This is a genomic window from Pseudomonas sp. B12(2026) (assembly GCF_057767015.1).
Window position 1 is genome coordinate 5,248,722 of sequence record NZ_CM173430.1, and the last position, 14,482, is coordinate 5,263,203.

The 14,482-nt window shown below is 68.3% G+C and carries 10 protein-coding genes; 6 read left to right on the plus strand and 4 right to left on the minus strand.

Annotated features, from left to right (window positions below; genetic code table 11):
- Window position 1 precedes the first annotated feature (1 nt).
- From asd to AC3B6A_RS24515, 4 genes are all read left to right on the plus strand, one after another.
- Window positions 2-871, plus strand: coding sequence for an archaetidylserine decarboxylase (gene asd / locus AC3B6A_RS24500; RefSeq protein ID WP_488399684.1), 870 nt, complete (start codon window positions 2-4; stop codon window positions 869-871).
- Window positions 872-946: 75 nt separating this feature from the next.
- The gene (locus AC3B6A_RS24505) at window positions 947-1,924 is read left to right on the plus strand and encodes an HPP family protein (RefSeq protein WP_488399685.1); all 978 of its coding nucleotides are present in this window, start codon (window positions 947-949) and stop codon (window positions 1,922-1,924) included.
- A gap of 128 nt (window positions 1,925-2,052) precedes the next feature.
- Window positions 2,053-3,855 (plus strand): cyclic-di-GMP receptor FimW-related protein, encoded by a 1,803-nt coding sequence (locus AC3B6A_RS24510; RefSeq protein ID WP_488399686.1) that lies wholly within the window; start codon window positions 2,053-2,055, stop codon window positions 3,853-3,855.
- Between the two features lie 65 nt (window positions 3,856-3,920).
- Window positions 3,921-5,993, plus strand: a complete 2,073-nt coding sequence (locus tag AC3B6A_RS24515; RefSeq protein WP_488399687.1) for an EAL domain-containing response regulator — start codon at window positions 3,921-3,923, stop codon at window positions 5,991-5,993.
- 156 nt (window positions 5,994-6,149) lie between these two features.
- Here AC3B6A_RS24515 and serB read toward each other — a convergent pair whose 3' ends face one another.
- Entirely contained in the window at window positions 6,150-7,370 is a 1,221-nt protein-coding gene (gene serB / locus AC3B6A_RS24520; RefSeq protein ID WP_488399688.1) for a phosphoserine phosphatase SerB, read from the minus strand.
- Window positions 7,371-7,582: 212 nt separating this feature from the next.
- Between serB and AC3B6A_RS24525 the strand changes: the two genes are divergently transcribed.
- Together AC3B6A_RS24525 and AC3B6A_RS24530 are read left to right on the plus strand one after the other, a co-directional pair.
- Window positions 7,583-9,109, plus strand: coding sequence for an AhpA/YtjB family protein (locus AC3B6A_RS24525; RefSeq protein ID WP_488399689.1), 1,527 nt, complete (start codon window positions 7,583-7,585; stop codon window positions 9,107-9,109).
- A gap of 36 nt (window positions 9,110-9,145) precedes the next feature.
- On the plus strand, window positions 9,146-9,682 hold the full coding sequence (locus AC3B6A_RS24530) for a metal-dependent hydrolase (protein WP_488399690.1): 537 nt from the start codon (window positions 9,146-9,148) through the stop codon (window positions 9,680-9,682).
- On the opposite strand, the gene AC3B6A_RS24535 is transcribed toward AC3B6A_RS24530, so the two are convergent.
- The 3 genes from AC3B6A_RS24535 to parC all read right to left on the minus strand — a co-directional run bounded on the left by AC3B6A_RS24535 (window position 9,596) and on the right by parC (window position 14,481).
- Window positions 9,596-10,912: a metallophosphoesterase family protein gene (locus AC3B6A_RS24535; protein WP_488399691.1), complete on the minus strand. Its 1,317-nt coding sequence runs from the start codon at window positions 10,910-10,912 to the stop codon at window positions 9,596-9,598. The genes AC3B6A_RS24530 and AC3B6A_RS24535 overlap by 87 nt on opposite strands.
- Before the next feature lie 431 nt (window positions 10,913-11,343).
- The gene (locus AC3B6A_RS24540; protein ID WP_488399692.1) at window positions 11,344-12,066 is read right to left on the minus strand and encodes a PqiC family protein; all 723 of its coding nucleotides are present in this window, start codon (window positions 12,064-12,066) and stop codon (window positions 11,344-11,346) included.
- A gap of 150 nt (window positions 12,067-12,216) precedes the next feature.
- On the minus strand, window positions 12,217-14,481 hold the full coding sequence (gene parC, locus AC3B6A_RS24545) for a DNA topoisomerase IV subunit A (RefSeq protein WP_488399694.1): 2,265 nt from the start codon (window positions 14,479-14,481) through the stop codon (window positions 12,217-12,219).
- Window position 14,482: the final 1 nt, after the last annotated feature.

Here is a 14,482-nt window from a genome sequence, read left to right on the forward strand (position 1 = left end):
AATGTCGTTCAAAGATCGTCTGTTCATCCTCGGCCAGTACCTGCTGCCGCATCACCTGCTGTCGCGCCTGATCGGCTGCGCCGCCGAATGCCGCGCGCCCTGGTTCAAGGACCGCCTGATCCCCTGGTTCGCCCGGCGCTACCGAGTGGACATGCGCGAAGCCCAGGTCGAGGACCTGCGCGCCTACGAGCACTTCAACGCCTTCTTCACCCGCGCCCTGAAGGACGGCGCCCGCCCGCTGGACGAGGCCGCCGACAGCGTGCTCAGCCCCGCCGACGGCGCCATCAGCCAGCTCGGTCCGATCGAGCACGGCCGCGTGTTCCAGGCCAAGGGCCACAGCTACAGCCTGATGGAACTGCTGGGCGGCGACGCCGAGCGCGCCGCGCCCTTCATGGGCGGCGAGTTCGCCACCGTCTACCTGTCGCCCAAGGACTACCACCGCGTGCACATGCCGCTGGCCGGCACCCTGCGCGAGATGGTCTACGTGCCGGGCCGGCTGTTCTCGGTGAACCAGCTGACCGCCGAGCAGGTGCCGGAACTCTTCGCCCGCAACGAGCGCGCGGTGTGCATCTTCGACACCGAGCGCGGGCCGATGGCCGTGGTGCTGGTCGGCGCGATGATCGTCGCCTCCATCGAGACTGTCTGGGCCGGCCTGGTCACGCCGCCCAAGCGCGAGCTGAAGACCTTCGCCTACGACGAAGCCGCGCGCGCGCCGATCCACCTGGAGAAAGGCGCCGAGCTGGGCCGCTTCAAGCTGGGCTCCACCGCCATCGTGCTGTTCGGGCCGCAGCAGGTCAGCTGGGCCGAGAACCTCGCGGCCACCAGCCCGGTCCGCATGGGCCAGCGCCTGGGTGGCGCGCGCCAGGGCTGACGCCCGCTTTATAAGGCGGGCGGCCAATGAGCCGCCCGCCATGCTGTTCGCCTTGCTGCCTTGTCGTCCCTCGTCATGAAATCCTTCCTGCACCTCATGGGCTGGCGGGCCAACGCCACCAGCCATCTGGAAAAGTGGCTCTCCGCCTGCGGAGCGCTGTGCGGCATCGCCGCCATCTACGCCGTCACCCACTGGGTATTGCCCAGCGAAGCGGCCATCTGGGTCGTCGCCTCCATGGGCGCCAGCGCCGTGCTGCTGTTCGCCGTGCCCCACGGCGCGCTGTCGCAGCCCTGGGCGGTGCTCGGCGGCCAGCTGCTGTCGGCCACGGTCGGGGTGGCCTGCCAGAAACTCTTCCCCGACCAGGCCTTCACCCCGGCGCTGGCGGTCGGCACGGCGATCCTGGTCATGCACTACGCCCGCTGCATCCATCCCCCGGGCGGCGCCACCGCACTGGCGGCGGTTTCCGGCGGGCCGGCGATCACCGCGCTGGGCTTCCACTACGTGCTCAGCCCGGTGCTGCTCAACGTGGTGCTGATCCTCGCCGTGGCCGTGCTCTTCAACGGCATGTTCGCCTGGCGCCGCTACCCCGCGCCGCTGGCGCGCCTGCCGGCGACGCCGCGGCTGCCGGCGGGACCCGCGCCGGAAGACCTCTACCACGCGCTGCGCAAGATGGATTCGTTCATCGACGTGCAGTTCGACGACCTGCTGAAGATCCTCCAGCTGGCCCAGGAGCACGCCCAGGCGCAGCGCCTCGGCCCCGACGACATCCTCCTCGGCGCCTGCTACAGCAATGCACTGAGCGGCAACGCCTGGGCGGTGCGCCAGGTGATCGACGACCACCCCGGCAAGCGCGCGCGCCAGGACCAGCTGGTCTACAAGGTGGTCGCCGGCGCCGGCAAGGGCAACACCGGCGCCTGCCGCCGCCAGGACCTGGTCGAATGGGCCGCCCACGCGGTGATCCCCCAGGGCGACGGCTGGCTGCGCGTCACCCCACATGCCTCCGCCAGCGACGCCCTGCAACGCCAGATCAGGGGCGAAACGCCCCTGCCGTGACCCGTCGGCGCACCCACCCAGCGATGGGCTGCGGTGCGCGACGGATGCTGCTAGAGTTCGCCAAAAGCCGAGCGTGACGACCGGCCGGTCCACCAAACGGCCCAGAATGTGGAGAACCCTATCCCGCCATGGACAACAGTCCCCAGCAGTTTCTGCGTGTCCCCACCCCGACGCACGAGAGCCTGAGCTTCTGCAACGCCAGCGCGCGCGAGCTGAAATACTGGCTGGACCACCTGCCCAAGGCCAACCTGGGCGAGACCGCCCGCCAGCTCTACCAGGGGCTGATCGAGCTGAACCAGTTGAAGCTCCCGGCGGAGACGCGCCTGCACCTGCTGGAACTGTTCCGCCCGGAAGTCCAGTTCGTCTGCCAGCACCTGGAGCGCCACTTCCTCAACCAGTCCATCGTCCTCGACGAGCGCCCGCGCAAGGTCGCCAACCTCTGCCAGGCCCTGCAGAACCACCTGGCCATCGGCTACAAGCTGATCGTCGTGCGCGAGGCCTCCCGCGTCACCCGCGAACGCACGCAGCTGCTGGCGGCCGCCATCCAGCGCGCCATCCGCGCCCTGTGCGGGCCGCTGGTCCGCTCCTCGCAACTCTATTGCCCGGTGCCGGAAGGGCTCTGGCTGGAACTCCACCAGTTGTACCAGCTGGCGCGCCAGCACGACCTGCAGCACCTGCAGATCCGCGACGCCCTGGCCCGCGACGCCCAGGGCCTGAGCATCGAGCACGCCTACCTGGTGGCGCTGATGCTCGGCTCGGCGCGCTGCAACCAGATGCGCCAGCACAACATCGCCCGCCTGGCGGAAGCGCTGGAAGGCTGGAGCGCGGAGATACACATCCAGCCGGCCGACGCGCCCTCGACCCTGTTCGTCGTCGTTCCCCAGGTGGACGGCGCGCCGCGCTACCGCACCCTGTTCAAGGAGGGCGACCTGCCCGGCGGGCTGGGGATCGATCCGCACGCCCTGGTCGACCTGATCAAGGAATACCTGCTGTTGCTCCCGGAAAACCGCGCCCAGGCGCGGCTGAAGGTGCCCGAAGGCATTTCCGTCGACCTCCTGCAGCACCTCGCCGCCGCCTGGGGCGACATCGCCGAGCGGACCTTCCAGCGCACCCCCGGCCATGGCCAGCTCATCGTCTGCATCGGCATGAGCGCCCTGCACTATTTCCTCGCCGGCCGGCAGAACTTCGCCGACGTGCTCAAGATCCAGTCGCAGGTCCAGACCCCGGTGTTCAAGGCCGATGGCCAGGACGCCTGGTCCAACGCCTTCGACGCGCGACAGGTCAAGGACTGGCAACCCGGCATGTCGCTGGAGGAAATCGAGTACACCCCCATCACGCCCACCGACGGCAAGCACCCCGCGGCCGAGGCGCCCCGCGACGACTATCCGGTCTTCACCCTGCCCATCGTCAACCACAGCCCGGGCGGCTACTGCCTGACATGGCCGAAGGAGATTCCCAACCAGTTGCAGGCCGGCGAGCTGCTGGGCATCCAGGACACCCCGGAGCAGGGCTGGAGCATCGCCGTGGTGCGCTGGATCCGCCAGGTCCGCGGCGGCGGCACGCAGATGGGCATCGAGCTGGTCGCACCGCTCGCCCAGCCCTGCGGCCTGCAACTGCTGCGCAAGACCGAACAAGGCAGCCACTACCTGCGCGCCCTGCTGCTGCCGGAAATCTCCGCGATCTCGCGGCCGGCCACGGTGATCACCCCGCGCCTGCCGTTCCAGGAGGGCAATCGCGTGCAGATCAACCTGCACGGCGAGGAACGCCGCGCCACCCTCACCCGCAGGGTTACCGCGACCGGCAGCTTCACCCAGTTCGAATACCGGGCACAGGAGCCCATCGCGGCAATGAACGATAAGCCGATCACAGCATCGGGCGGCCGCGCCGGCGGCGGGGAGGAAGACTTTGACTCACTCTGGAAGTCACTGTAGATTCGGAAAAATCTCCATTCATCGCCTATTTGCTGCCGTCCAGTGCGGTATAAGCAGCCTCGCCCATGGCCAATGAAAAGAAAACCGTCCGCCTGCTGATCCTGGAAGACTCACAAAACGAAGCCGAGCGCCTGGTCAGCCTGTTCCGCAATGCCGGCCGCGCGACCCGCGTCCACCGCATCACCTCCAGCGAAGACCTCCTGGAAGTCCTCCCGCAGGGCTGGGACCTGCTGATCGCAGCCCCGGACAGCGGCGCCATGGCGCCCAGCGACGCCCTGAGCAGCATCCGCCGCCAGGCCAAGGACATCCCGTTCATCCAGCTGATCGCCGGCAACGACTCCGACGCGGTGACCGAGGCCCTCGCCCTGGGCGCCCAGGACGCCCTGCCGCAAGGCGAGGACGAGCGCCTGATCCTGGTCGCCAATCGCGAACTGGCCAACCTCGAGGAGCGCCGCGCCCGCCGCGCCGCCGAAGTCGCCCTGCGCGAAACGGAAAAACGCTGCCAGCTGCTGCTGGACAGCTCGGTGGACGCCATCACCTACGTGCATGACGGCATGCACATCTACGCCAACCGCGCCTACGTCGACCTGTTCGGCTACGACGACGCGGAAGAACTGGAAGGCATGCCGATGATCGACCTGATCGCCGGCAGCGACCAGGCGACCTTCAAGGACTTCCTCAAGGGCTACCAGACCACCGAGGACAACGCCGAGCTGACCTGCAGCGGGATCAAGGTGGACGGCCAGGACTTCAGCGCGCGCATGTCCTTCTCGCCGGCCACCTACGACGGCGAGCCGTGCATCCAGGTGGTGATCCGCGCCGAGACCGACAACGCCCAGCTCGAGGAAAAACTGCGCGAGGTCAGCAGCCAGGACCTGGTCACCGGCCTGTACAACCGCGGCCACTTCCTCGACCTGATGGACGGCGCCGTGGAACGCGCGGTGACCGCCAGCCAGCCGGCCAGCTTCGCCTACATGCTGCTCGACCGCGCCCAGACGCTGCAGCTGAACCTCGGCGTCGCCAGCATCGACCTGCTGCTCGCCGACCTCGGCAACCTGCTGCGCGCCCACTTCCCGCAGCAAGCCCAGCTGGCCCGCTTCAGCGACGACGTGTTCGCCGTGCTGCTGCCGGGGCTCCAGCCCGACCAGACCCGGCCGCTGTTCGCCAGCCTGCTGAAGAAGATCGAAGGCCACCTGTTCGACATCCACGGCCGCACGGCGCAGGTCACCCTGTCCGTCGGCGTCGCCGGGCTGGACGAAAAGACCACCCGCGCGCAGGACGTCATCGAGCGCGCCCACCGCAGCGCCGACGAGATCGCGCAGAGCGACGGCAACGGCCTGAAGCTCTACGACCCGGCCGATGAACTGGCCGCCGCGGCGAACCGTGGCGACACCCTGGCGATCATCCGCCAGGCCCTGGAGCAGAACAGCTTCCGCCTGCTGTTCCAGCCGATCATCAGCCTGCGCGGCGACACCCACGAGCACTACGAGGTGCTGCTGCGCCTGCTCAATCCGCAGGGCCAGGAAGTACCGCCGGCGGACTTCCTCGCCGCCGCCAAGGCGGGCGGCCTGGCCGAGAAGATCGACCGCTGGGTCCTGCTCAACTCCATCAAGCTGCTGTCCGAGCACCGCGCCAAGGGGCACGAGACCAAGCTGTTCGTGCACCTCTCCAGCTCCAGCCTGCAGGACGCCGAGCTGCTGCCCTGGCTGAGCGTGGCGCTGAAGGCCTCGCGCCTGCCGGCGGACGCGCTGATCATCCAGATCAGCGAGCCGGACGCGATCAGCTACCTGAAGCAGGCGAAGGCGCTCAGCCTGGGGCTCACCGAGCTGCACTGCCAGGTCGCCCTGTGCCAGTTCGGCTGCGCGCTCAACCCGTTCAATACGCTCAAGCACATGAGCGTCGACTTCGTGAAGGTCGACGGCTCCTACGTGCAGGACCTGAACAAGGCGGAGAACCAGGAAACCCTGAAGACCCTGATGGCCAGCCTGCACGCCCAGGCCAAGCTGACCATAGTGCCGATGGTGGAAAGCGCCAGCGCCCTGGCGACCCTCTGGCAGGCCGGCGCCAACTACATCCAGGGCCACTACCTACAAGGACCCAGCCAGGCGATGGACTACGACTTCGCCTCGGAGGAGTGATCCTGCAGGAGCGAGCTTGCTCGCGGGCTCTGCCCCCGCAGCGGGGATGTTCGCGAGCAAGCTCGCTCCTACGAGAAACCACCCCGCCGCTGCTCACAGGACCGGAGTGAAACGAAAAAGCCGCCCATCGGGCGGCTTTTTCGTTTCCGGCGCGGTTCAGCGCCCATCGGCGCCTTCGCGGTCGCGGAAGCCGAGCAGGTAGAGGATGCCGTCCAGCCCCAGGGTGGAGATCGCCTGCTTGGCCGACTGCTTGACCAGCGGCTTGGCGCGGAAGGCCACGCCCAGGCCGGCCAGGCCGAGCATCGGCAGGTCGTTGGCGCCGTCGCCCACGGCGATGGTCTGCTCCAGCTGCAGGCCTTCCTTCGCCGCCAGCTCACGCAGCAGGTCGGCCTTGCGCTGGGCGTCGACGATCGGCTCGATGGCCACGCCGGTCAGCTTGCCGTCGACGATCTGCAGCTCGTTGGCGAACACGTAATCGATGCCCAGGCGCACCTGCAACTGCCTGGCGAAATAGTTGAAGCCGCCGGAGAGGATGGCGGTCTTGTAGCCCAGGCGCTTGAGCTCGGCGAACAGCGTTTCGGCGCCCTCGGTCAGGCGCAGCGAGGCGCCGATCTCTTCCAGCACCTCCTCGGACAACCCCTTGAGCAGCGCCAGGCGCTCCTTGAAGCTGGCGCGGAAATCCAGCTCGCCGCGCATCGCCCGCTCGGTGATCTCGGAAACCTGGTCGCCGACGCCGGCAGCCTTGGCCAGTTCGTCGATGACCTCGGCCTCGATCAGCGTGGAGTCCATGTCGAACACCGCCAGGCGGCGGTTGCGGCGGAACACCGAGTCCTGCTGGAAGGCGATGTCGACGTTCAGCTCCTGGGCCACGCTGAGGAACTCCGTGCGTAGCGCCGCCGGATCGGCCGGCTCGCCGCGCACCGAGAACTCGATGCAGCCCTTGCCCTGGTCCGCCGGCACATCCAGCCCCATGCGCCCGGACAGGCGGTCGATCTGGTCGATGTTCAGGCCGTACTTGGCGGTGATCGAGCTGACCCGCTGCAGCTGCTCGGCGGTCACCCGCCGGGTCAGCAGGGTCACGATGTGGCGCGGCTTGCCCTGGCCGCCGACCCACTGCCGGTAGTCATCTTCCGAAACCGGCGTGAAACGCACCTGCTGGTCGAGCTTGTAGGCCGTGAACAGCACGTCCTTGAGCACCGAGGAGGCCTGCTCGGTATCCGGAATCTCGACCAGGATGCCGAACGACAGGGTGTCGTGGATCACCGCCTGGCCGATGTCGAGGATGTTCACGCCACCCTGGGCCAGCACGCCGGTGATGGCCGCGGTGAGACCGGGGCGGTCTTCCCCGGTGATGTTGATCAGGACGATTTCGCGCAAGGCGCTGTCTCCGCCGTGTAAAAAAGGCCGGTATTCTACCTTCTTTCCGGAGCGCTCGCCCGGTTGGCGGGCAGCGCCGCCGATCGGAATGACGGGCGTTCGCCCCCGCCGTTCCGGCTTCCGTCGTATTGACAGGCCCTGCGGCGCTTTGCCCCTCCGGAGGGGGCTCGTTATACTGCCCCGCATCTGCCCTACTGAAGACCGAGCCCGCTGTGACCCGGCCCACCTCCGTCAAGCCCGACAATTTCTTCCTGCTGCTCTTCCACGCCCTGCGTCAGCGCCGCGTGCCGATCGCCTTGCGGATCGCCATCCACACCCTGCTGTTGGTGGCTGCCGCGCTGGTGATCTACGCCTGGGTCATGGGCATGCAGTTCAAGCAGGCCATGCAGCAGCAGGCCGACGCCCTGGGCCAGAGCCTGACCACCCAGACGGCGCAGTCCGCCACCGAGCTGCTGGTGTCCAACGACATCCTCAGCCTCAACGTGCTGCTCAACAACCTGACCAAGAACCCGCTGGTGGCCCACGCGGCGATCTACAGCGTGGACAACCGCATCCTCGCCGAAGCCGGCACCCGGCCCAAGCAGGGCCTGCTGGGCGACACCGAGGGGCTGTATTCCACGCCGATCACCTTCCAGGAAGTGATCGCCGGGCACCTGCGCATCAGCCTGAACATGCGCCAGTTCGAGCAGCCGATGACCGTCAGCCTGCAGAGCATGGGGCTGATCAGCCTGATCCTGCTGCTGCTCACCCTGACCTTCGGCCTGCGCCTGGGCCGGCAGATTTCCACACCGCTGTTACAGCTGCGTGTCTGGCTGCGCGATCCGGACGATCCCGCACCGGGCGCCGGCCTGCAGAACGAGATCGGCGACCTCGCCCGCCAGCTGCAAGCGCGCCTGGTGCCGGAAAAACCGCCGGCGCCCGAGCCGGTGGTCGCCGCGCCCGCCCCGCGCCCGAAAGCGCCGGCTCCGGACAAGGCCGGCAGCGCTGACGAGCACGAGTTCGACGAGAACATCTTCTCCGAGGACGAACTGCCGGCCCCCGCCGCCCGTCACGGCGACGAGAGCGACGAGGATTTCCCCGAGGAAGGCTTCGAGGACCTCGCCCAAGAGCCGGCCATCGAGGACGAAGCGCCCGAGATCGAGCCCGAACCGGAACCGCTGTCCAGCGGCACCAGCGCCGTCCTGGCCGTTCAGCTCGGCGCCCAGGAACAGCTGCGCCGCCTGCCGCGCCCGCGCCTGGTCGACCTGCTGCAGCGCTACCGCGACTGCCTGGAACAGGCCGCGCGCCTGTACAAGGGCACGCTGTACACCCTCAACGACGGCGGCAGCCTGATCCTCTTCCACAGCCGCGACCACGACGAGGAATTCCTCACCAACGCCCTGTGCTGCGGCGAGCTGATGCGCGCGCTGGGCCATGCCCTGCAGATCGAAGTGGCCGACAGCGGCATCACCCTGCAACTGCAGCTGGGCCTGACCCTGGGCGAAGACGTCGCCGATCTCGAACAGGCCGAACTGCTGCAGGAATCGGCGGCGCAGGACGCCCTCGCGCTCAGCCAGCACAGCCGCAACCTGCTGCTGGTGGAGAAATCCATCGGCGACGACGAGAAAGTCCGCGAACGGGCGCGCATCCGCCCCATCGCCAGCCCGGAAAACGCCAGCTGCGTGGAATGGCTGAAGGAACCCTACCCCTCCATGCTGGAGCGCCAGCTCTCGCGCATGCGCGCCCTGCGCACCAGCTGATGCCGGGGCCGCGAGGCCCCTCATGGAGCGGACTCCATGACCACCCTGATCACCCATCCGCTGCCGGCGCTGGCCGTCGGCCTGGCGCTCGGCTCACGGGTGATCCCGCCGCGCCTGCTGCTGGCCGGCATGCTCGCCGCCTGCCTGCCCGATCTCGACGTCATCGCCTTCAGGTTCGGTATCGCCTACGGGGATGCGCTGGGGCATCGCGGCTTCAGCCACTCGCTGCTGTTCGCCGCCCTGGCCGGTGCGCTCGGTGCCGCCGCTTGCCGCCCGCTCGGCTGCGGCCCGCTGAAGGCCGGCCTGTGGATCGGCCTGGCGACCGCGTCGCACAGCCTGCTCGACGCCATGACCGACGGCGGGCTGGGCGTGGCCTGGTTCTGGCCGTGGAGCGGGCAGCGCTACTTCCTGCCCCTGCACCCCATCGAGGTCTCGCCCATCGGCCTGTCGCGCTTCCTCGGCCCGCGCGGTGCGCAGGTGCTGCTGTCAGAGGCGCGCTGGGTCTGGATACCCTGCCTGGGCGTTGCCCTTGGCGGCATCGCGCTGCGCCGCCTGCTGCGCCCGCGCGGTTGATTCGAGCTGCGCCTGGACCTGCTGCAGCAGCGAAGGCCCTTCCGCCGCGGCGTCCGGCAGCTGCGCGGAGTAACCCTGGAAGCCGGCGAAGCGCGCGCGGAAATCGAGATCGATACGGAAGCGGTTGTCCCAGCCCGCCGACGGCGCCGGCAGCAACTGATCGCAGCGCAGGTCCTGCTCCGAGGCACAGTCCCTGAACGCCCGCGGATAGAACTGCCGCTTCCACAGCACCCAGGGCGACAGCGACAGCGCGTCGATGCGGTTGTGCCGCAGGTCCAGCTCCAGCAGCTGCAGCAGACCGTTGCCGCCCAGGTACTCATCCTGGAAGTCCACCATCACCATGTCCACGCTGTGCCCCTGGTCGTTGAGCATCCGCGCATGGGCCGAGCCTTCGACGTGTCCGCTGAGGGTCAGGAAGATCTGGTCGTTGCGGCGGATCAGCTGCTCCCAGAGCAGCGGGCCGCTGTCGCTGCCCTCGTGGGAAAGCTGCGGCGCCTCACCCGCCTTGCGATAGAGGATGTTGTGCGACGCGAGGATCACCGGCACGTGCGGATGCGCATCGATGACCTGCTGCGCCCAGGCCAGCGTCGCCTTCGACGGACTCCAGTCGAGCGCCAGCAGGAGGAAGGACTGGCCGTACTTGCGGAACAGGTGGTACTGGCTCAGGCCGAGCGGGTCGCTGCCGCCGTAGGTGCTCTGCCAGGCCGCGCGCTGCGGGCCGAAATGATCCTTGAAGCGATCGCGGAACGAGCGCTGGTCGTCGGGCGTGGTGGCGCCGCGGATATCCCGGTCGCCGCTCATGATGCTGTAGGGCACGCCGCCCTCCTCCAGCACCCGCATCGCGCCGCTGGCGACCTGCCACTGGCCGAGGCTGGCGGAGTTCTGCACCACGTCGCCCAGATGCACCACCATCGGCACCTGCAGCGCCTCGGCATTCCTCGCCAGCCACGAAGTCTGCGCGAAAAAGGCCAGCGCCGGTTCGTAGGGCAGCCCCGCGAAGCGTTCTTCGCTGCGGAACAGGCGAAGTTCGCGGCGGTTGTTCTCGGCGTAGAACTGGGTATCCGGCAGCAACGGCAGGATGAAACTTCCCCCAGGGGCGCTCACCTGCAGCGGCTGCATCGGGTGCTGGCGAAAGAATGCCTGGTCGTGGGCGATCTGCTCGTGGCGATCGGTCCCCTGGCAGCCGCACAGCAGCAAACCGAACACCAGGGCGGATAACAGAAACTTCATGGTACGGAACCGAACGGGCTGGCGTTGCTCACGCGCAGCGGGCAATGGCCGCCGCCAGGCAGCGACGCCGCCGGCAACGCGGCGAGCTGGGCGGAATGATCCGGACCGGGCTCGCCGTGGGTGATCGGAAAGCAACCGGGGCCGTGGCGCAGCCTCTCCCAGGGGAACCGCACGCGCGCCGCCAGGGCGACGCACAGCGCCTGCCGGGTCAAGGCAGCATCTGCCTGACCGGGAAAGGAAAGTGGAAGTGACGACACGCCGAGCCCCTCGCAGGCGCGCTGCGGAAAGAGCTCCGCGCATCCGAGACCTGCAAACGGCGCCTTTGATACCACGGGGTGCGTCAAGAAGATGTCAAGCTGGGCGGCTGCGCCGGGATACCGCCCCGGCAACATGGAACGGCCCGGAAAACCAGCTTTCCGGGCCGAACGACGTCAGAAGCGGTAGACCTCGACATCGGTGCGGATCGGCACCACCAGCGGGATTTTCGGCCCCTCTTCCTTGGGCTTGGCCTGCTCGCCGGTGTTGGCGACCGCCGGCTTGCGTGCCGGCGCGGCCGTCGATTCGGCCACCGCCGCGGCGACCGGGCGAACGTCCTTGGCCAACTGGACCGACAGCCTGCGCAACAGGTCGCCCTGGGCGCGGACCTGGTCCTGGATGCTGCCCGAATGCGGCTCTTCCTCGCGGAACACGCGGCTGTCGCGCAGTTCACCCTTCGGGTCGAGCAGGCGCCAGCGCGCCTCCAGCACCGCCGGCTCCTTTGGGCCGGAATCCAGCCGGCTGATGGTCAGCATGACCTGCACCTGCGGGGTGAAGCCGGGCTTCTCCGGGAACAGGGCCAGGCGGGTACTGTCGAGCTGGCTCGACAGCAGGCGCAGCAGTTGCTGGCTGACGTTGGTTTCCAGATTGCCCGCCCAACGGGCGTCGGTGGACAGGTTGAGAATACCGTCGGCCTGACGCTGAACCATGGTTTCGCGCTTCAGGTAGTCGGCCAGGGATACCGGGCCAAGGAGCACAGCGACACCATTTTCGCGGGTCGGAACCGACGCTGCACCTGCATCCAGTTGATACAGCTGGGTCGGTCGATTCACTGTGCAGCCCGCCAGACCGAGGACGCTGGCGAGAGAAAGACATGCAAGGACGCGCAGAGCGCTCATCGTGAATCACCGTCATTCGCCGAAAATCGGCGCTACATCCAACATTTCAAGTAACTTCAGGCAACGCGCCGGGGGCGCCGGCTGCCAAAGGGACGTATCATCCCTCAACCGACGCCCGAGCTCCAGAGGCAGAGTGTATCGAGCCACGTCTCAGTCCTGAGACAGCGATTCTACCAGCAGACTGTCCACCCGCTGGAAACCGCGCGGCAGTTTATTGCCCCGGCGGCCCCTTTCCCCCTTGTAGTGCTCCAGATCGTCACCCTTGAGGGAGAGCGTCCGCTTGCCCGCCTGCAGCACCAGCGTCGCGCCCGTCGGAAGAACCGCCAGGTCGGTCAGGTACTCCTCGCGGCTGGCCACGCGGTCGCCCGGCACGCTGATGATCTTGTTGCCCTTGCCCTTGGCCAGTTGCGGCAGGTCGGAGACCTTGAACAGCAGCAGGCGGCCTTCGGTGGTGACGGCGGCCAGCCAGTCCTGCTCGACATCCGCGACCGGGCGCGGCGCCATGACCTGCGCGCCACCGGGCAGGCTGAGCAGGGCCTTGCCGGCCTTGTTCTTGGCCTGCATGTCCTCGCCCTTGACCACGAAGCCGTAGCCGGCGTCGGAGGCCAGCACGTACAGCGCGCTGTCCTCGGGCAGCAGCACGCGGTCGAAGGTGGCGCCCGGCGGCGGGGTCAGGCGGCCGGTCAGCGGCTCGCCCTGGCCACGGGCCGAGGGCAGGCTGTGGGCGGCCAGCGAATAGCTGCGCCCGGTGGAGTCGATGAACACCGCGTATTGGTTCGAGCGGCCCGGCGCGGCCACCTTGAAGCCGTCGCCGGCCTTGTAGGACAGGCCGGTCGCGTCGATGTCGTGGCCCTTGGCGCAGCGCACCCAGCCCTTCTCGGAGAGCACCACGGTCACCGGCTCGGTCGGCATCAGCTCGGTTTCCGACAGGGCGCGAGCCTCGGCGCGGGCGACGATGGGCGAGCGGCGGGCGTCGCCGTAGGTCTCGGCGTCGGCGATCAGCTCGTCGCGCACCAGCTTGCGCAGCTTGGCGTTGGAACCGAGGATCGCCAGCAGCTTGGCGCGCTCCTTGGCCAGCTCGTCCTGCTCGCCGCGGATCTTCATCTCTTCCAGGCGCGCCAGCTGGCGCAGACGGGTGTCGAGGATGTAGTCGGCCTGCAGCTCGGAGAGCTCGAAGCGCTGCATCAGCACCGGCTTGGGCTGGTCCTCGGTGCGGATGATGTGGATGACTTCGTCGAGGTTGAGGAAGGCGACCAGCAAGCCTTCCAACAGGTGCAGGCGCTTCTCCACCTTGTCCAGGCGGAACTGCAGGCGGCGGCGCACGGTGTCGGTGCGGTAGGTCAGCCACTCGCTCAGCACCTGACGCAGGTCCTTGACCTGGGGTTTGCCGTCCAGGCCGATGACGTTCATGTTCACCCGGTATGAGCTTTCCAGGTCGGTGGTGGCGAACAGGTGGGTCATCAGTTCTTCGGCGTCCACGCGGTTGGAGCGCGGGATGATGACGATGCGGGTCGGGTGCTCGTGGTCCGACTCGTCGCGCAGGTCGGCCACCATCGGCAGCTTCTTGGCCTGCATCTGCCCGGCGATCTGTTCCAGCACCTTGGCCCCGGAGACCTGGTGCGGCAGCGCGGTGACCACGATGTCGCCGTCCTCGATGCGGTACACGGCGCGCATGCGCACCGAGCCGCGGCCGGTTTCGTAGATCTTCTGCAGGTCGGCGCGCGGGGTGATGATTTCCGCCTCGGTGGGGAAATCCGGGCCCGGCACATGCTCGATCAGGTCGCCGACAGTGGCGTCCGGCTGGTCCAGCAGGCGCACGCAGGCGGCGGCCACTTCGCGCAGGTTGTGCGGCGGAATGTCGGTGGCCATGCCCACGGCGATGCCGGTGGTGCCGTTGAGCAGCAGGTTGGGCAGCCGCGCCGGCAGCACGGCCGGCTCTTCCAGGGTGCCGTCGAAGTTAGGCACCCAGTCCGCGGTGCCCTGGCCCAGCTCGGACAGCAGGGTCTCGGCGTAGCGCGACAGGCGCGCTTCGGTGTAGCGCATGGCGGCGAAGGACTTGGGATCGTCCGGCGCACCCCAGTTGCCCTGGCCGTCCACCAGCGGGTAGCGGTAGGAGAACGGCTGGGCCATCAGCACCATGGCCTCGTAGCAGGCCGAGTCGCCGTGCGGGTGGTATTTGCCCAGCACGTCGCCGACGGTGCGCGCCGACTTCTTGTGCTTGGCGTCCGCGTCCAGGCCCAGTTCGCTCATGGCGTAGACGATGCGCCGCTGCACGGGTTTGAGGCCGTCGCCGATATGCGGCAGGGCGCGGTCCATGATCACGTACATGGAGTAGTTCAGGTAAGCCTGTTCGGTGAAGTCGGCCAGTGACCGGCGCTCCACGCCCTCCAGACTCAGATCGAGGGTTTCGCTCATG